This window comes from Paracandidimonas soli (assembly GCF_004342005.1).
Taxonomy (GTDB): domain Bacteria; phylum Pseudomonadota; class Gammaproteobacteria; order Burkholderiales; family Burkholderiaceae_B; genus Paracandidimonas; species Paracandidimonas soli.
Window position 1 is genome coordinate 340459 of the sequence record NZ_SMBX01000002.1, and the last position, 17908, is coordinate 358366.

Consider the following 17908-nt stretch of genomic DNA (forward strand, 5'->3'; position numbering starts at 1 on the left):
CCGGCCAGCCTGCAATCCCTGCGAGGCAACCAGACTTGGCTGAACTAGCCTGCGGCGGCAATGGCGGAGGACTGCCTGTATCTCAGTGTCTGGACGCCTTCCACTGCAGGCTGCTGCCCGGTGCTGGTGTGGATGCATGGCGGAGCCACGGGCAAGGGTCAAGGCGCATCGGAGGCGATTTGCGGGCCCCGGGCACCGATATTTTTTGCGCCAAAGAGTAGCAAAAAAATAATACTTCCATATAATATTTCTTACGTCATGACGTTCTGGATCGATATTCATGGATGCAAGCAGGGTGCTCGATCCTGTTTTGGAGCGGCTGGAAGCTGTTTGCAAGGCGTGATATGCGGCAGGGGACAGCGCTGCGATCAATAGCTTCCCGCCATGAACGGGCAGGCGTCATAGCTTGAGATAAAAATCGCCATTCTGCGGCACGATGGCATCGGAAGACATGAGAGCCCTTGAGCATGGGTAACGGCGGGCTCGCGTCGATTCCCTCGGAAAGGGAGATATCCATGTCACAAGTGCTGCAAACGTCTCGGAATCCCCATCCGGCTCGCTCCTGGCCTGTGCGGCTTGTCATCGCGTGCATCGCAGTAGCAGCGATGGCCCTCGTCGCTTTGGCGCTGATCACGCTCAGTTGGTATGGATCACGGGCCATTCTGCTGGATATGGCTGCGACGGTAGCGCGCGATACAAGCCAGATTGTGGCGGAGCGTTCGCGCCGCATCATCGAGCCCGGCTCGGTCTCGCTGCGCACGCTTGCGTTCGATCCCATAGCCGATGCGGCGGAGCTCGATGAGCGGCTAGAGCGGCGCAGCGCCCTGGCGGCCGAACTGGTCGCAAATCCGCTGGTATCAGCCATCCATGTAGGCTATCAGAATGGCGACTTCCTTCTCATGCGGGCGCTGGACAGGCGCGACATCCGCGCGCGTTTCCAGGCCCCTCCCCAGGCGAACTACCTTGTGCAAACGGTGGAGAGCGGGAATGACGGCACCCGGCGCGGGCAGTACCTGTTCTACGACGCCAAGCACGACCTGGTTATGCGCCGCTCCGAGCCGGACTATCGATTCGATCCGCGCGAGCGGCCCTGGTATATCGGCGCGATGGATACGGTGGCCACTGTCACTTCGAGGCCTTATGTCTTCTTTTCGACCCGTCAGGTGGGGATCACGCTGTCACGCCTGTCCCACTCGGGGAACGCTATCGTGGCCGTGGATGTGACGCTTGAGGACTTGGGCGAAGCGTTGGGCGGCCTGAGCATGACCCCCAACACCGAGCTGGCGCTGGTGGAAGAGGACGGCAGAGTGATCGGCTATCGCGACATGGAAGCGTTGCTGGTGCACAAGCCGGATTGGGACGATTTTGCCCTCCACTCGCTGGATACGCTGGGAATCGATGCGCTTGCCAGCTTGTGGCAAGTTGCCGCTGATGACGGCCGGGTCGTTTCCTATACGTCCGATGGGCTTGAATGGTCTGGGGTGGTGCTGCCCTTCGATGGTATCGACGGCGTGGACATGCGCTTGCTGGCCGCAGCTCCCTCGGACGAATTGCTAGGTGCGCTGGCACTCAATCGAACACGCATGATCCTGATATCGATTGCGCTGATCGTGCTGTTCCTGCCGTTCGGCTGGCAGGTCGGCAGTGCCGTAGGCCATGCGCTGGAGGGCATGACGGCGCAGGCACTGCGCATGTCGCGGTTCGATTTCCGTCGCCGCAAGGAGCGCTCTGCTTCGATGTTGCGCGAGGTGGATGCGCTCAATGGCGTGATGGACAAGGTCGCGGGCTCAATGGAAGCACTGCTGTCGATCAGCCGCGTGCTTGGCACCGAGCCTCGCATCGAGACTATGCTCGTGCAGGTGCTGGAAAAACTCGTCCATGCCACACGCTGCGAAGGCGGCGCCGTCTACCTCTTCGATCGCGATAGGAACGGCCTGACTCGTGCGGCCGCATTCGGAGAGCAGGGCGCGTTGCGGGAATCGATGAGTGCGCATGAAGGGGAGGCGGCGCTTGCCGGCGCCCAGGACCGGGGACGCCGCCGCATCGCTTTTGCGCTGCATGGCCGCCACAGCCAGCCGCAAGGACTGCTTGTGCTGGTGCACGATGAAGACTGGGATCATGCAACACCGGAGTTTTTGGCCTTTACCGATCGCCTGACCGGCATGCTGGCCGTGGCCATCGAGACGCGCCAGCTCATCGAGGCGCAGCGCAGGCTGTTCGAATCCGTGACTCGGATCGTGGCCGATGCCATCGATGCCAAGAGCCCCTATACAGGCGGACATTGCGAGCGGGTGCCACAATTGGCTACCTTGCTGGCGGATCGCATGGAAGCCGAAAGCAGCGGACCATACGCGGACTTCCATCTTGACGATGACGAACGTCAGTCATTTCAGCTTGGGGCGTGGCTGCACGATTGCGGCAAGGTGACCAGTCCGGAGCACATCATGGACAAGGCTACCAAGCTGGAAGTCGTCTACAACCGCATCCATGAGATCCGCATGCGCTTCGAAATCCTCTGGCGCGATGCCGAGATCCACTGTCTTGAGGCCCGATTGAACGGAGAAGACGCGCACGTTGCCGGCCTCCAGCGCGATGTGCGCCAAGCGCAGCTGCGCGAAGACTTCAGCTTCATCGCCGAATGCAATATCGGCAGCGAGTTCCTGTCTGACGAGGCCGTCGAGCGTCTGCAAGCCATTGGCGCGCAGACTTGGTTGCGTCATTTTGACGATGCACTGGGCCTGGATGCGCAGGCCGCACTGCGGCTTGCGCAAAGCCGGCCAGAGCCGCCCGTCTTGCCCGCTGTCGAGCGATTGCTTGCCGATCAGCCGCATCATATGGTGCCCTGGGATGATACGCAGAGGCCTGCCGTGGAGCGCGACGATCCGCGCAACATATGGGGGTTCGACATGAAGCTGCCCGCGCACCGGCAGCACATGGGAGAACTGCATAACTTGTCCATTCGGCGCGGTACGCTCACCGATGAGGATCGTTTCATCATCAACGATCATATCGTGCAGACAATCATCATGCTCAAGCGTCTGCCTTGGCCCCCGCATCTGGAACGAGTGCCCGACATTGCGGGCAATCATCATGAGCGCATGGACGGTAATGGCTATCCGCGCCGCCTGCGCGGTGATCAGTTGCAGACCACCGAACGGATCATGGCGCTGGCGGATGTGTTCGAGGCGCTTACCGCTGCTGACAGGCCCTACAAACAATCCAAGACACTGTCTGAGTCGCTGGGCATCATGGCTGCCATGTGCAGGGACGGACATCTGGATCCAGAGTTGTACCAGTATTTCCTGCGCAGCCTTGTATGGCTGGATTATGCCCGGACTTTCATGAAGTCCGAGCAGATCGACGACGTGGATATCGAAACGCTTGCGCGAGTCGCGCGGCAGGAGGAATCGACATGATCCGTTTCCTGCGCAGCAAGCCGCAAACCTCATTCCAGGAGCGCCGCCGCCAGACAGACGGCAGGCGTCTCATGCTGTTTGGCGTATTCTATCTTATGCTGCTCGCCGCCGTGGCGGTGCTGGTTGCAGTCTCCATACGTCCGCGGGAGATCGCAGCGCCTGGGCAATCGGCGAATGCCGGCAAAGTTGTTCTGACGGTTGAGGGTCATGGGCGGCGGACGACATTCGACATGAGCACGCTGCAGGCGCTGCCGCAACACATCCATAAAGTGAGTACGCCCTGGTATCTGCGGCCTGTGTCATTCCAGGGGCCGCTGTTGAGGGACGTGCTTGCGACCGCCGATGTCAGCGGCACCCGCATTGCGGCCGTCGCGGTGAGTGATTTCACCGCCGACATTCCTTTCGAGCACACCGAAAAATACGACGTGATCGTCGCGCTGCGCATGGATGGCAGGCCCTTGCCGGCGCGCGACAAGGGGCCTCTGTTCGTGATTTATCCCTATGACAACTTGCCGCAGAAGGAGCGCGAGGAATCCTTTGGGCTGTCGGTCTGGCAGTTGGATGTGCTCAGGGTGGAATGAGGGTTCGGCCTCGTATACTTGGATTTGCGCAATTCCCGCCAAGGATCGAACCACATGAAGACAATAGGCATACTGGGGGGCATGTCCGCCGCCTCGACCCAGATCTACTACCGCCAGCTTTGCCAACTGACCAGGGAGCGCCTGAGAGGGCTGCATTCCCCGGAACTGCTGATCCGCTCCCTCGATTTTGCGGAGATCGAGGCGCTGCAGATGGCGGGAAACTGGGACAAGGCCGGCGAGATCCTGAACCGTGAGGCCAAGGCGCTGGAGCGCGGAGGAGCGGGCTTCGTCGTTCTGGCGACCAATACCATGCACAAGCTGGCCGACCGGATGATGGAAGGCGTTTCGATTCCGCTGCTGCATATTGCGGATGCAACCGCTGGCGCCATTCAGCGCGAGGGGCTGCATTCGCCGGGCTTGATGGCTACCGCGTTCACGATGGAGCAGACTTTCTACACCGACCGCCTGGCACAGGCAGGCCTTGCGCCTGTCATTCCCGAAGCGCCGGATCGCGCTGAAACCCATCGCATCATCTATGAAGAACTTTGCCGCGACGTGATCACTCCGCAGAGCGAGGCGGCGTATGTGGCGATTGCAGGGCGTCTTGTGGATCGCGGTGCGGATTGCCTGATCCTGGGTTGCACCGAGGTGGGGATGTTGCTCGATCAGGACAATGTGCCGGTGCCGGTCTTCGACACCACGCTGGTGCATTGCGATGCCGCCTTGCGACTGGCACTTGGAGAGTAAGCCGCGCAGTATGGCATTAAATACTTGGAATACAAATAATTGACGAATACCTGAATTTCAGATAAATTCGATTTACTTGAATTTCAGGTATTTTGCCATGTCTTCATCGCCTCAAATCCTGGCGACTGCCTCGCAGCTCGGGCCGCTTCTTCAAGCCGCCCGCAAGGCCAAGGGAATGACCCAGTCGTCGCTGGCGAGCCGTATCGGCCTGAGCCAGTCTCGCGTTTCTCATCTGGAGCTGAATGCGCACGAGCTGAGCGTGGAGCAATTGCTGGCCTGGTGTTCCGTGCTGGACCTGGAGCTGGCCGTCGGTCTGCGCGGCGTTCTTGCCCCGTATTCCGGCAAGAGCGCGGACTGGTGAGCATGGGTCGCAGATCGCATAGCCGAAGCCTGTCCATCTGGACCAATGGCGTCCGTGTGGGGCGATGGACCCTTCCTGCGCGCGGCGAGATGGAGCTGCAGTATGACTCTCAGTGGGTGGACGCCGGGATCGGCCGCCCGCTTTCTTTGTCCTTGCCGTTCAATTTGCAGAATTTGCCTCTCAAGGGCGAGAAGGTGGCGAATTATTTCGACAATCTCCTGCCTGATAGCGACGCCATCCGCAGGCGAGTGGCCGAGCGCTTCAGGGCGGACTCGACCGGCCCCTTCGATCTGCTGACGGCCATCGGACGCGATTGCGTGGGCGCGGTACAGATACTGGGGGAGGATGAGGCGCCGGACGGCCATGACCGCATCGATGCGGCGCCTGTGTCCGAGGAGGATATCGAACGGCATCTGCTTGAAATGGTTTCGCCGCACGCGTTCGCGGCAGGCAGGGATAGGGATGCGGATTTCCGCATTTCCCTGGCGGGCGCCCAGGAAAAGACCGCTTTCCTGTGGTGGAACGGGAAATGGCATGTGCCGCTCGGCGCCACGCCTACGAGCCATATTTTCAAGTTGCCGCTTGGGCTGGTGGGCGGCAGGAGGGCGGATTTCAGCACTTCCGTCGACAATGAATGGCTGTGCCTCAGGCTGCTGAAGGCCTATGGATTGAGCGCAGCCGAGGCCGATATTGCGACTTTTGGAACGCAACGCGTTCTGGTTGTCGAGCGCTTCGATCGTCGCATCTCTCCCGATGGCGGGTGGCTCATGCGCTTGCCGCAGGAGGATTTCTGCCAAGTGGAGGGCTGCTCGCCGTTGCGCAAATACGAGAGCGAGGGAGGGCCGGGGCTCAAGGCCTTGTTCTCTACGCTGCGTCAGTCGATGAATGCCGAGGCCGACATGAAGGCGCTGATGGCTGCCCAGGTCCTGTTCTGGCTTTTGCGCGCGCCTGACGGCCATGCCAAGAACTTCAGCCTCCGGATACTGCCGCGCGGCCGTTTCCAACTGACGCACCTGTACGATGTGATGTCGGCGTATCCGGTCCTGGGCCGCGGCTCCAATCAATGGTCGCCGCGTGAGATCAAGCTGGCCATGGCCTTGCTCGGCAAGAACAGGCACTATGAAATGCATGGCATCCAGCGCAGGCATTTCAACAGCACTGCGAAGAAAGTGGGCTATGCCTCTACGGCCGAGCCGATCATCGAAGACATACTGGCTCGCACGCCGGCGGCCATTGCTCAGGTCCAGGCGGAACTGCCCCGAGGATTTTCCCAGCGTGTCGCGGATGCCATCCTGGGCGGCGTCGAGCAGGCGGCCGCCGTTCTCGAACGGATGGCGCCGTGAATGGGATCGAGGGAAGCGCGGAATCTGGTGGTTACCGGTGCGCTTCCGTTCGATGCTGCTTTGGATCCGGCTCCTGAAGGATGAAGTTACATCTCTTTGTCCTCTTCCAGCCCCGGATGTTACCCTTTAAAGAAACAAGCGGCATGCCTGTAGCAAGCCGCTTTTGCTTTTCAGTCGATCATTCAGCAAAGGGAGCCGGGAATTTGTTTTCTTTCAGGGCGCACAATCATTTGAAAGTCGGCCGGGCAGGCAAGGGGCTCATGGCCTTGCTGTGCTCGGTGCTCTTGTGGTTTTCCATCTCCGCGAGCCATGCGCAGCAGGGCGGGGCTCCGGCAGAGAGCAGGGATGCCTCGTATGAAGCGCTTGCCGATCTGCTGGAGGACCGGCAGATGCGCGAACAACTGATTCAGCAACTGCGTTCCCGGGCGGGAGAGGCGGGCGCCGAGGCTGCGGCGCAGCCGTCCGCCGCGAGCAGGCAGGCCGGGAGCAGCCCTCCCGCGCAGACGCCCGGAAAACCGGAAGATACGATTCCCGGCGCACTCCAGGCATTTGCCGCAGGCATGAAGAGCGATATCGCGGAAACCTGGCTGGTGGTCAAGGCGCTGGCGACTGGCAATCCTGTGCCGGCGAACCGGATGGAGCAGTGGCGGCCTGCCTTGGCTGGCCTGGCCATCGCCATCATTTCCGCGCTGCTTGCCTATGTCTTGCTGCGGCTGGCGGCCAGCTACGCATTCAGGCGGATGAACGACTGGGTCATGCTCGATGCCGGCAAGCCGCCGCAGCCTGCCGCGCCGGTCCAGGAGCCGGGCAAGGCGAAGCGCCGGCTGAAGTCGCTGGCGCTGGGGCGCAAGCTGCTGGCCGTCATCGGAGCCTTTGCTGTCGATATCGCCGTGGTCGCGCTGGCGGCGCTGGCGGCCTATGCCGCGGTGATCCTGTTTGCCAGCCCGGGCGCGAGCGCGTCCTTGTTCGCCATGCAGTTCCTGACGGCGTTCGTGCTGGTGGAGTCCTCCAAGGCGGTTTCCCGCGCAGTGTTCTCGACCCGCTATGATCAGTTGCGCCTGTTGCCCCTGTCCTCGGAGACGGCTGCCTACTGGAACCGCTGGCTCATCATCCTGATCGCGGCGGCCGGCTACAGCCTGATGGTGGCGGTGCCTGTGGCTCAGGCATTGCTGAGCGAGGGGACGGGTCGGTTGCTGGGGCTGGTGCTGATGCTGATGGTTTACCTGTATGCCATTTCCATGGTGTGGAGAAATCGCCGGGAAGTCAGCGAGGGCCTGCGGGCTTATGCCGAGAAATCCGCCGCGCCGGTATTCGGTACTCTATTGCGGATCCTGGCCAGGATATGGCACTGGATGGTGCTGACGTATTTCACCGTCTTTTTCATCGTCAGCCAGACCAATCAGCAGCATGCCTTCGATTTCATGTTCCATGCCACGGTGCAGACCATCGTGGCGGTGCTTGCCGGCCTGCTGCTGTCGGCGATATTGTCCGCACTGCTGGCTCGCCATATCAATCTGCCGGACAACTGGCGCAAGGCCTTGCCCCTGCTGGAGGCGCGCGTCAATGCCTATGTGCCGGCATTCCTGCGCAGCCTGCGCCTGCTGATCCTCATCGTGGTCGTGCTGGTGGTGCTGGATGCATGGAGGATCTTCGATCTGGCCGGCTGGCTTGGTTCCGAGAACGGGCAGAAGGCGGTCGGCACGCTGATCCACGTCGGCATCATCCTGCTGGTCGCGGCCCTGGTCTGGACGGTCCTGGCCAGCATCATCGAGCACAGGCTGGGCATTTCCACGGGCAAGAACAAGCCGACGGAACGCGAGAAGACCTTGCTGATGCTGTTCCGCAGCGCGGCATCGGCCGTGATCGCCACCTTGACGGTGCTGGTGGTGCTGTCGCAGATCGGCATCGATATCGGCCCGCTGATCGCGGGGGCCGGGGTGGTCGGCCTGGCCATCGGCTTTGGCGCCCAGAAGCTGGTGCAGGATGTCATTACCGGGATTTTCATCCAGTTGGAAAACGGGATGAACCAGAACGATATTGTCGAGGTCGTGGGCCTGTTCGGCACGGTGGAGAAAATCACGATACGGTCGGTGGCCATTCGCACGCTGGATGGCGGCTATCACCTGATTCCGTTTTCCACCATCGACAAGGTGAGCAACCACACTCGGGATTACGGCTATCACTTCGGTGAATACAACATCGGTCATCGCGAGAACGTGGACGAGGCCGTCAAGCAGCTGGAACAGGCGTTCGCCGAGCTCAAACAGGATCCGGAGCTGGCTTCCGAGATCCTGGAGGATATTTCCATTCCGGGAGTGACCGCCCTGAACGAGCGCGGCTTTACGATACGAGTGCTGATCAAGACGACTCCGGGAATGCAATGGGCCGTGCAGCGCGCCTTCAATCGCCTGGTGAAGAAATACTTCGACGCCGCTGGCATCGAGATTCCCTACCCGCATACTGTCCTGCAGTTCGGGCGCGGCAAGGACGGCCATATCGAGCCGGCGGATGCGCGTACCGTCGAGGCGCTAAGCCAGGCCGTTGGCCGGCCGCCCGTACCGGAGCGTAATCCCAAGCCGCTGCCCTCAGAGGAGACAAAGCCCGATATGCCGTAGGCAGAAACCAGGTATCGGGCCGGAACGTGAATTCTGCCGTTATGGCGAGACCGTATTTTTCTTTTCGACGCCGTCGCTGGCCATGCGCCAACGACGGCGTTTCTGTTAAAGTCGATCGCGATGCTGCCGCCCGGCGGATGGATGTATCACCCGCGCCGGCGTATCGTGGCAAGAATCAATAATGAAGCAATAGAGACAAGACTATTTCCGGTCTGGCGGTTTTCACGCGATAGGGGGTGTACCGTGGCCAAATCACGCATACAGGGGATGAGCGAGAAAGATCTGCTGCTCGGGCCTGTGCTGTCGTTTCGCGGTGTAGGCAAGAACAATGCATGGCGGGTGACGGCGCTGATCGGATTGAAGGAGTCCGCGCCCGTGCCGGCTCTGGAGGTCGACGGGCACAAGTGTCCCGCGCCGCGAGAACTGTTGCTGCACAAAGGGGAGCGCTATCTGCGCTATGACATTTCCTGCGATATGCAGGTGGGGGAGCGTAGGGTGTCTTACGGAATTCCCGGCGGCCTGCAGTGGAGCTTTACCGTGCCGGGCAAGGCGGATGCGCCGCGCATGGCGTATGTATCCTGCAATGGCTTTTCGGATCCGTCAGCCATGCGCAAGATCGTCCGGACCGCGAATTCCGTGTGGGAAGACCTGCTCTACAGCCATGATCGCGAATTGCGCGCGAAGTCGGGCGCGGGCGAAGCCAAGCTGCTGGACAAGGAGCAGTTGTGGCACGAGCAGCGCATCCACGACAGGGGGCTGCAGCGCTTCCATCTGATGCTGATGGGCGGAGACCAGATCTATTTCGATTCGATCTGGGAAGACATCAAGGCGCTGAGGGAATGGGTTGCGATGCCGCGCGATCGGCAACTGGCCTTCGAGGTTGGCAAGGCGCTGGAACGGGAGATCGAGTCTTACTATCTGGGCCTGTACCAGCAGCGCTGGCTGCCGGCGGGACGCAAGTCCTGGTCGTCTCCGGAACCAGCGCTGGATGCCAGTGTAGCCTTGGCGAGCATCCCGGCCATCATGATGTGGGACGATCATGATATCTTCGATGGCTGGGGTTCCTTCAGCCCCGAAATGCAGCAGTGCCAGCTGTTCGAAGTCATGTTCCGCCATGCCCGGCGGGCGTTCTGGGTCTTCCAGATGCAGCATGCGCTGCAGGATCTGCCGGAGCTGGAGGATGCGACACCGCCCGGATTCGCGCGCCAGGATCCCATGTTCAGGCCCATTGCCTGGAGCCAGGCGCTGGCGCAGGACAGGCTTGCCTTGCCCATGCTGGATGCGCAACCCGGCTTCAGTTCGGCGTATGCGGTCGGGCCCGTGGCCATTGTGGCGGCGGATCTGCGGACCGAGCGTTCGCGCACCCAGGTCATTGGCAACGATACCTGGGGCCGGCTCAAGGCGTGGATAGGCGGCCTGGGCGGAGGCAATGGAAGCCGCCGGTCGACGCGATCGGCCTGTGGGCATTTGCTATTCATGTCGTCGGTGCCGGTCGTACACCCCAAGTTGTCGATGGCGGAGCTGCTGCTCGACAAGTTCGGGCAGGATCACGTTACGGACAGCAATGCCGACGACCTGAAGGACCATTGGTCCCATGATGATCACGAAGGGGAGCGCAAGCGTCTGCTGGAGGTGCTGAGCAGCCTGGCGCGGGACAAGAAGATTCGCGTGTCGCTGGTATCGGGCGACGTGCACGTGGCCGCCTGGGGGACCGCCTACAAGAAGGATCTGCCGGCTTCCGAGACATGGTCGCAGATCCACCAACTGACGTCGTCGGCGGTCGTGCATCCTTCGCTGATGGGAGTGATGGAGCGGCTGTTCCTGTTCTGGCTCAACAGCAGCGCCAAGAGCCAGCAGAACATCGATGTCCAGTATGTCGCCGAGATGATGATGTTTCCCGGGCATGACCAGTACGTCAAGGCTGCCCGGAACTGGCTGGCGTTGGAGCTGGATGCGGGCTCGGCCGAGAACCGCAAGCTGTGGGCGACCTGGCGCTGCGAGACGGAAACCGGGTTTTCCAATCATCTGCTGGCGATCGCGCCGGTGCTGTGACCACGCGCCCAAGCTGCAGCGCTCCCGGCAGGCTGCCGGGAGCGTGATTCGTTACTGAGCCAGCAATGCCACGCCGCAGATCATGACGAGGCAGCCGACCAGGCGCCATATTCCAACAGCCTCCTTCAGGATGAGCGCACCCATCAGAGCGCCGGCCATCATCGACATTTCCCGAGCGGGAGCGGCCAGGCTCAGCGGCGCGCCCGCTCTCAGGGCCTGAAGCACAAGAATGTAGGACAGGGGAGAGAGCACGCCCACCGCGATGGCCAGGCCCCAGTGCCCGCGCATGCTGGCCATGGCTTCGCGGCGGTGTGCCATGAGCCAGGGCAGCAGCATGAGCATGCGCACGACATTGGCGCACCAGTCCAGCACGACAGGGTGTATGCCCAGCATCTTGACGCCGTAGGCATCGACGACCGTGTAGCCAGCGATGGCCGTGCCCGTGGTCGCTCCCCAGCGGACGCCGACCAATGCGGCGGGATCCGCGAAGCGGGACAGTTGCCCTTGCGTGGAGATCAGCAGGATCCCGACGACGATGGCCAACAGTCCGGCGACGCCGGTGATCGACGGAGATTCCCCCAGCAGCAGGAACGCGCCTATCGTGGACAGCATCGGTCCGGTGCCGCGCGCCACGGGATAGACCACCGACAGGTCGGCGACCTGGTAGCCGCGCTGGAGGCACAGACTGTAGGCCAGGTGCAGGGCGCCGCTGGCCAGTATGCAGGCGATGCCGGCGCCGCTCCAGGAGATGCCGTCGCCCAGGAAGATCCAGAGCACCCATGGAAAGTAGGTGACGCAGGAAACTCCCGTATAGGCGAATACGAAGACCGGTCCCGCCTGTGCCGCGCGCTTGGCAAGCAGGTTCCAGCTGGCGTGGATGAGCGCGGCCAGGACGATCAAGGCAAAGGCGGACAGAGACATGGAGACTCCGGAAATGGGCCGCGCTCGGGGAGGACGCTATCTAGCCGAACACGCGAAAGCGCTGTGCGTCGTCCATGAAGGTCTTGTTCTTGAAGCCGCCCTGGTTCGAGCCGAACGGCATCTGCGCGCGCAGCTTCCAGCTGGCGGGGAGCTGCCATTCCGCCGCCGCGGCCGCGTCGGGCAAGGGATTGTAGTGCTGCAGGCTGGCTCCGATGCCAGCATTGGCAAGCGCAGTCCATGCGGCGAACTGGGCGATGCCGGAGGAGTGCTCGGACCAGACGGGGAAATTGTCGGCGTACAGCGGGAATTTTTGCTGCAGGCCGGAGATGACGTCCTGGTCTTCGTAGAACAGCACGGTCCCTGCGCCCGCGGCGAAGCTGTCGATCTTGGCCTCGGTGGCGGAGAATGCATCGACGGGGACGATCTTGCGCAGCTCTTCCTTGACAATGCCCCAGAGTTTTTCGCTCTGGGCGCCGAACAGGATGACGGCGCGCGAGCTTTGCGAGTTGAACGACGAGGGGGAGTGCTTGATGGCTTCCTGGATCAGTGCGGAGGTTTCCTGCTGCGATATGGGCAGATCCTTGCCCAGGGCGTACTGGCTGCGGCGTTTCTTGAAAGCTTCTATCAATGTGTTGCTCATGGAAATTTCTGTTCAGTGGTGATGCCAAGACTGGATTCTACTCCGTCAAGGCCCGCCATGAGCGGAAAGCTTGGCGTATGCTGTTCCTGCCTGAAGCCGGACGCTTTTTCGTTGCATTACAAGGCGTACCGTATCGCGTGATCCTGCCGTGGACGACGAGCCTGCGCCTGGGTGCGCGGTCACTGGGGAAGGGTGTGCAGCAGCCACTTCTGGATGTGCAGGGCGATATCGTCGCTGTTGTCATCCATCATCAGCACATGCGAGTTGCCTGAGATGCCCAGCGCTTCCAGGTCAAGCACTTGCACGCATTCATGCCGGCCGGCAAAGGCAGATATCTTTTCGCCCAATCGCTGCCAGCGCTCGTCACCGGCAAGATTGCCGCCCATGACGATGAGGGTAGGGGTAGCGTAGGTTTCGATTTCCGCAGGAATGCCGGCAGGCTCGATGGCGACGAGCGCGCGAAGGTGTTTGGGGACAGCATTGGCAAGTTGCATTGCCAACGGCCCTGACTGGGAGTGACAGACGATGCTGGCCGGGCCGATGCGTTCAAGCAGCGCCTGGAATGCATCTATCATGGCCTGATTGGTATGTGTCCAGCGCGGCACCATCTGCATACAGAAATCATCGAAATGCGCCAGCGGAAAGCGAGTATCCGGATGAGCTGTACGCAACGCTGGGTCGGGATAATAGCTGTGCTCGCCCCTGCCGATGCGAAAGCGAGCATACACATCGTCCACTGTCTGGATGATGGGACCCTCCGGCCAGATATCCGGGAACGGGGCGAAGCCCGACCGTCCTCGTTCGACGGCATCGCAGACATAGACATCCCAGCCCTGACGGATGAAATAATTGACCCAGCCGTCTGCGCCATCGGGCTTGGTTTCCCAGGCGGCGCCCGTCATGCCTCCGCCGTGCCAGAAAACCAGGGGGCCTTTGCCGTTGGGATGTTGGGGCAAAAAGTACTGGACGTACATCTGCTCGATGGCGTAGGTTCCGTTCGGATTGATGTTGACGGGCTCCCCGCCTTCGCTCATGGTGCGGCTGTAGCAGGGCTTGCCTGAAAGCAGGACGCGCCGCCCGCCTACATGGAAGGACCCCATTGCGCGAAGGTGTAGCGGTTCTGGTGCTGCGGTCGTGCTCATGCGTGTTTCATGTCGTGCGTCGGCATGCGCCGGCGCGGGGAGAAGAATTGCCTGGCGGAAAAAGACTTATTCCTTCGCGGTGATGCCGTTTTCTTCGATCAGTTGCGCGATAGCGGAAGTTTCCCTTTCCAGGAACGAGGCGAGTTCTGCGGGCGAGCCTCCCGCCGGATTCACGCCGAGCGTATCCAGGCGCTTTTTGATGTCGGGATCGTTCAGCGCCTGATTGAATGCCGTATTCAGGGCTTCGACCGCGCCTGCCGGCGTTCCCGCGGGGGCCAGCAGTCCGAACCATGGGTTGATCAGCATTTTGGGATAGCCGGATTCGGCAAACGTGGGCACATCGGGAATTGCGTTGGCGCGCGTCTTTCCCGCTATGGCGATGGCGACCAGGCGGCCGTCCCGGATGCTTGCCAGAGAGGCTGGCAGATTGTCGAAGTACATGTCGACCTGTCCACCGAGCAGGTCGCCGGCAACCTGTCCGGCTCCCTTGTAGGGGATATGGGCGATGTCCACTTGGGCCTCGCGTTTCAGGAGTTCGAGCGCCAGGTGGGCGGAGCCGCCGATGCCCGAAGACGCGGCGTTCAGCTTGCCGGGATTGGCCTTGGCATATTCGACGAAGCTTTTCACGTCTTTTGCCGGCACCTGGGGATTCACAACCAAGACGCTGGGAACAGTGCCTACAAGGGTCACAGGCGTGAAGTCATCCGAAATGCTGTAGGGCGCAGGCTTGTAGAGGGAGGGCGATACAGCGCAGCTGTAGGCGCACATGACGAGCGTATAGCCGTCGGATTTTGTGCGGGAGACATGCTTGACGCCGATGTTTCCACCCGCTCCCGCTTTGTTTTCCACGATGACGGTCTGTTTCAGGCTTGCGCCGGCCTTGTCCGCAAGCATCCGGGCAATGATGTCTGGCGTGCCTCCGGCGGGGAAGGGAACCACGATGGTGACGGGGCGTTGCGGAAAGGCGTCCGCAGCTTGCGTCAGGGCGGGCAGCGCGACGGCGGCTACCGTGGCCAGGGCCAGGGTGGATAGTTTCAGGGATCTCATGTGTTGCCTCCTAGTCGTTGGGATCATGGCAGGATTCTAGTCAGCCGCCTTGTATTTGAATAATGATTAGTTTTGATAAAATTCATATCATTAATGTTATGCATAGGGCAGCTTTATGCAGTTGGATCAATCGCAGGATTTTTCCCTGTTGCGTCGCACCAGCATGTCGCTGCTGCTCTGTTTTGATTCGCTGATGGACACGCGCAGCGTCACGCTGACCGCTGCGCGCCTGAATAAAAGCCAGCCCGCCATCAGCCGGGATCTTGCGCGCTTGAGAGCGCTGCTGAAAGATCCGGTGTTTGTTTTCATCAGGAAACGCCTTGTGCCGACCGAGCGCGCGCTGGCGCTGCACAGGCAGGTACGCGAGGCTTTGGCGGGCCTGGAGCACGCTTTGGGCGAAGGCCAGCCATTCAAGGCTTCCGAGCTTGCCGGCGTCATCAATATCGGTGCGGCTGCGCATATCGAACTGCTGCTGGCGGCGCCCCTGACGTTGGCCTTGCAGAAGGAAGCGCCAGGCCTGACGGTGCGATTCCAGCCGGTGCATGGCGATTTTTCTCCTGACGACCTTGATTCCGCCAGTATGGATCTGGCCATCGGCCTTTTCCAGGGCTTGCCCCTGCGTTTCCCAAGGCAAGTCCTGTTCGAGGATGAACGGGTGGGTGTGCTTTCGTCCAGTCATCCGCTGGCAAAGCGTCAGCGTTTCGGCTTGCAGGATCTTCAGCATGTGAAGTGGCTGGCGTTTTCGCATATGTACGGGAAGCAGACCAATTTCGACCGCGCACTTCAGGACAGCGGCTACAACATGCGTTTCAGCGCCTATGTCTCCAACTTCGGCCTGGCACCGTATTTCCTGATGGAAACAGACTACGCCACTACTATGCCTCGCCTGATTGCCGAGAAGTATTGCCGGTATTTCGACCTGGGGCTCGTGCAGTTGCCGACCGAGCTGAGGGAAGCGCGCATGTTAATGGTCTGGAGCGAGCGCAATGAGCGGGATAGGCTGAGTCTATGGCTGAGGGGTATGGTGATGCAGGTCGTGAATGGCTTGCTTCCGGATCGCATGCGGCCGGGGCGGAAGTAGTGCGCCGTCAATGCAGCACGGATGTGTTGTAAAGCCGCTCGGTATAATTTTTAATAAATGAGAATAATTGTTATTATCTATTGTTCTTCACGCCCACCCGATATGTATTTTCATGGCCCGTTTCAATGTTTCCCTGAAAAGCTGGCTTGCGCATTACCATGCGCTGGCGGAGACATGGGGGCGTAAGGTCGGTATCCATGAGGATGCGGAGGATGCAATGCAGGACGCCGTGTTGCGTATCCTGGAGAACGACGCTGCGGCCATCGATGATCCCAGGGCATATCTCAGGCGCAGCGTGGCCAATGGCGTGATCGACAGGCATCGCCGCAATGCGATATTGCCTGTCTTGCCATTGCATGAGCTTGAAGAACGAGAGCATCCGATGGTTTCGGATCTCGAGTCGGAAGTGTTCTCCCGGCAACTGGTGGATGATCTAAAGACCGCGTTGGCGGAGCTGCCGCTATCCTGCCAGCAAGTCTACGTACGCCATCGGCTCGAAGGGTGGACGCATGCCGAGATCGCTCGCGCCATGGGGATATCCAGGGCGATGGTGGAAAAGCATATGACCAGGGCGCTGCAGCATCTAAACAGAAAGTTACAAAAATATGCGCCATGATCATTCCGGTAATGACCGGCTTCGTTCGTCTTTAATAGTGGAAGCACCTGTGTTGCAATGCACGGCTGCTCTGTCGCGCAAGCATGTGTGCTGTATTCAATGAAGCCATCAAGCGTTACTTCTATATCGGATGACCCTCGTGATCTGGCAGCCTCGTGGTTTGCCTATATGCATTCCGGCAAGGTCACGGAAGAGGGGCGGTGCGAGTTCGAGCGCTGGTACCAGGCCGATCCCGAGAATCGTCGGCAATACCGTAATGTGCAGCAGATATGGAGTGCGACCTTGCAGATACCGGAAGGGGAGCTGCGCAGTATTCTTGCCCGGCAGAATCCCGTTCTGCAGCCGGCCGCGAATGTCGGCCGGCGCCGGTTCTCCTTGGGCGTGGGTGTGGCGGGAGCCTGTTCCCTGGGCGTTCTTGGCAGTCTTGGTTTCCGATGGCTGACCCAGGCCTCGCCCATCCATGTAAACCGGATCACCTCTCTGCGCGGAGAGCGCCGCGAGGTGGTCTTGCCTGACGGCACCACGCTGCTCATCAATACAGGCACTCTGGCGGAAGCGAGGTTGTATGAAGACCGGCGCATCATTGATCTGGAGGAAGGAGAAATCTACTTTTCCGTCAGCCATGATGCGCAGCGCCCATTTATCGTGAATGCGGCGGATAGCCGGATTGTCGTTACAGGCACGCAGTTCAATGTCCGCCATGAACGCGGGCATATGCAGGTCAGTGTCGCGTCGGGATCCGTCAGCGTATCTCGCGGCCCCTGGTGGAACAGGGAGTCGCGCGCATTGACGCGAGGGCAGGCGGTGGAGTCGGATGCGGCGCAGATGCTGGGCGAAGTGCATTCGACCGATTTGTCCAAGCGGCTGGCCTGGCAGCGCGGGAAAGTTGTTTTCGAAAATACGCCGCTGCGGCAGGCGATAGAGGAAATCAACCGCTATCTGCCCAAGCCGGCAAGACTGGATGCGCCATCGCTGCAAGACTATCGCATCGCGGGGATCTTCAGTGTGGATGATCCGCTTGCATTGATCGATACGCTCCCGGATTTTGCGCCTGTGCGCGTCTTTCATCTTCCGGACGGGCAGGTACGCATCAGCGACCGCTGAAAGCACGGGGGAAGCTTGCGGGGCAGACGGTATGCCTATTCTTTGTTACATTGAGTTTCAATAATCATTATCATTTCTATTCCGATATTTGACGCGCTCGCTCGTCTGTTTAGATAGGGGGAGCTGTTCCGTTTCTGCGCGACAGGTCCGGCCAGAACTCTTGATCGAACGTTTTGCGCTGATGCGTGGAATGCTCATTTATTGGACGATGTAAGACAGTGAATATTTCGAAATCTCGCGCA

Annotated in this window: 15 protein-coding genes; 11 read left to right on the top strand and 4 right to left on the bottom strand. The window is 60.6% G+C overall.

The genetic code is table 11. The features are described 5' to 3' along the window. Positions 1 to 60 precede the first annotated feature (60 nt). The 8 genes from EV686_RS05245 to EV686_RS05280 all read left to right on the top strand — a co-directional run bounded on the left by EV686_RS05245 (position 61) and on the right by EV686_RS05280 (position 11115). On the top strand, positions 61 to 375 hold the full coding sequence (locus tag EV686_RS05245; RefSeq protein WP_243650753.1) for a carboxylesterase family protein: 315 nt from the start codon (positions 61 to 63) through the stop codon (positions 373 to 375). Between the two features lie 230 nt (positions 376 to 605). Beyond that, positions 606 to 3416, top strand: coding sequence for an HD domain-containing phosphohydrolase (locus EV686_RS05250; RefSeq protein ID WP_243650754.1), 2811 nt, complete (start codon positions 606 to 608; stop codon positions 3414 to 3416). Between the two features lie 71 nt (positions 3417 to 3487). Next, on the top strand, positions 3488 to 3997 hold the full coding sequence (locus EV686_RS05255) for a putative pterin-binding protein (protein WP_165972507.1): 510 nt from the start codon (positions 3488 to 3490) through the stop codon (positions 3995 to 3997). 54 nt (positions 3998 to 4051) lie between these two features. Then, positions 4052 to 4744, top strand: coding sequence for an aspartate/glutamate racemase family protein (locus tag EV686_RS05260; protein WP_132474247.1), 693 nt, complete (start codon positions 4052 to 4054; stop codon positions 4742 to 4744). A 97-nt stretch (positions 4745 to 4841) separates the two neighbouring features. After that, positions 4842 to 5105: a helix-turn-helix domain-containing protein gene (locus EV686_RS05265; RefSeq protein ID WP_132474249.1), complete on the top strand. Its 264-nt coding sequence runs from the start codon at positions 4842 to 4844 to the stop codon at positions 5103 to 5105. 2 nt (positions 5106 to 5107) lie between these two features. Continuing rightward, complete coding sequence (locus tag EV686_RS05270) at positions 5108 to 6448, top strand: type II toxin-antitoxin system HipA family toxin (protein ID WP_132474251.1); 1341 nt, start codon at positions 5108 to 5110, stop codon at positions 6446 to 6448. A gap of 203 nt (positions 6449 to 6651) precedes the next feature. Then, on the top strand, positions 6652 to 9063 hold the full coding sequence (locus EV686_RS05275; RefSeq protein WP_243650755.1) for a mechanosensitive ion channel domain-containing protein: 2412 nt from the start codon (positions 6652 to 6654) through the stop codon (positions 9061 to 9063). 267 nt (positions 9064 to 9330) lie between these two features. Further along, positions 9331 to 11115: an alkaline phosphatase D family protein gene (locus EV686_RS05280; RefSeq protein WP_132474253.1), complete on the top strand. Its 1785-nt coding sequence runs from the start codon at positions 9331 to 9333 to the stop codon at positions 11113 to 11115. Positions 11116 to 11166: 51 nt separating this feature from the next. Here EV686_RS05280 and EV686_RS05285 read toward each other — a convergent pair whose 3' ends face one another. The 4 genes from EV686_RS05285 to EV686_RS05300 all read right to left on the bottom strand — a co-directional run bounded on the left by EV686_RS05285 (position 11167) and on the right by EV686_RS05300 (position 14865). Then, positions 11167 to 12036: a DMT family transporter gene (locus EV686_RS05285; RefSeq protein ID WP_132474255.1), complete on the bottom strand. Its 870-nt coding sequence runs from the start codon at positions 12034 to 12036 to the stop codon at positions 11167 to 11169. Between the two features lie 40 nt (positions 12037 to 12076). Then, positions 12077 to 12676, bottom strand: coding sequence for a nitroreductase family protein (locus tag EV686_RS05290; protein ID WP_132474257.1), 600 nt, complete (start codon positions 12674 to 12676; stop codon positions 12077 to 12079). A gap of 179 nt (positions 12677 to 12855) precedes the next feature. Further along, the gene (locus tag EV686_RS05295; RefSeq protein ID WP_132474259.1) at positions 12856 to 13818 is read right to left on the bottom strand and encodes an alpha/beta hydrolase; all 963 of its coding nucleotides are present in this window, start codon (positions 13816 to 13818) and stop codon (positions 12856 to 12858) included. 66 nt (positions 13819 to 13884) lie between these two features. After that, entirely contained in the window at positions 13885 to 14865 is a 981-nt protein-coding gene (locus EV686_RS05300; protein ID WP_243650756.1) for a Bug family tripartite tricarboxylate transporter substrate binding protein, read from the bottom strand. Between the two features lie 115 nt (positions 14866 to 14980). On the opposite strand from EV686_RS05300, the gene EV686_RS05305 reads away from it, so the two are divergent. The 3 genes from EV686_RS05305 (at position 14981) to EV686_RS05315 (ending at position 17666) form a co-directional block, all read left to right on the top strand. After that, a complete protein-coding gene (locus EV686_RS05305) occupies positions 14981 to 15946 on the top strand; it encodes a LysR substrate-binding domain-containing protein (RefSeq protein ID WP_132474263.1) in 966 nt (321 codons plus the stop codon). 112 nt (positions 15947 to 16058) lie between these two features. Next, positions 16059 to 16562: a sigma-70 family RNA polymerase sigma factor gene (locus EV686_RS05310; RefSeq protein ID WP_132474265.1), complete on the top strand. Its 504-nt coding sequence runs from the start codon at positions 16059 to 16061 to the stop codon at positions 16560 to 16562. Positions 16563 to 16661: 99 nt separating this feature from the next. Next, positions 16662 to 17666, top strand: a complete 1005-nt coding sequence (locus tag EV686_RS05315; RefSeq protein ID WP_279389449.1) for a FecR family protein — start codon at positions 16662 to 16664, stop codon at positions 17664 to 17666. Positions 17667 to 17908: the final 242 nt, after the last annotated feature.

Bases quoted from the DNA above. Each gene is read 5' to 3' on its own strand.
- EV686_RS05265 (WP_132474249.1), top strand. From the start codon at position 4,842: ATGTCTTCATCGCCTCAAATCCTGGCGACTGCCTCGCAGCTCGGGCCG.
- EV686_RS05300 (WP_243650756.1), bottom strand. From the start codon at position 14,865: ATGAGATCCCTGAAACTATCCACCCTGGCCCTGGCCACGGTAGCCGCC.
- EV686_RS05250 (WP_243650754.1), top strand. From the start codon at position 606: ATGGCCCTCGTCGCTTTGGCGCTGATCACGCTCAGTTGGTATGGATCA.
- EV686_RS05285 (WP_132474255.1), bottom strand. From the start codon at position 12,036: ATGTCTCTGTCCGCCTTTGCCTTGATCGTCCTGGCCGCGCTCATCCAC.
- EV686_RS05315 (WP_279389449.1), top strand. From the start codon at position 16,662: ATGAAGCCATCAAGCGTTACTTCTATATCGGATGACCCTCGTGATCTG.
- EV686_RS05245 (WP_243650753.1), top strand. From the start codon at position 61: ATGGCGGAGGACTGCCTGTATCTCAGTGTCTGGACGCCTTCCACTGCA.
- EV686_RS05260 (WP_132474247.1), top strand. From the start codon at position 4,052: ATGAAGACAATAGGCATACTGGGGGGCATGTCCGCCGCCTCGACCCAG.
- EV686_RS05280 (WP_132474253.1), top strand. From the start codon at position 9,331: ATGAGCGAGAAAGATCTGCTGCTCGGGCCTGTGCTGTCGTTTCGCGGT.
- EV686_RS05305 (WP_132474263.1), top strand. From the start codon at position 14,981: ATGCAGTTGGATCAATCGCAGGATTTTTCCCTGTTGCGTCGCACCAGC.
- EV686_RS05290 (WP_132474257.1), bottom strand. From the start codon at position 12,676: ATGAGCAACACATTGATAGAAGCTTTCAAGAAACGCCGCAGCCAGTAC.
- EV686_RS05295 (WP_132474259.1), bottom strand. From the start codon at position 13,818: ATGAGCACGACCGCAGCACCAGAACCGCTACACCTTCGCGCAATGGGG.
- EV686_RS05310 (WP_132474265.1), top strand. From the start codon at position 16,059: ATGGCCCGTTTCAATGTTTCCCTGAAAAGCTGGCTTGCGCATTACCAT.
- EV686_RS05270 (WP_132474251.1), top strand. From the start codon at position 5,108: ATGGGTCGCAGATCGCATAGCCGAAGCCTGTCCATCTGGACCAATGGC.
- EV686_RS05255 (WP_165972507.1), top strand. From the start codon at position 3,488: ATGCTGTTTGGCGTATTCTATCTTATGCTGCTCGCCGCCGTGGCGGTG.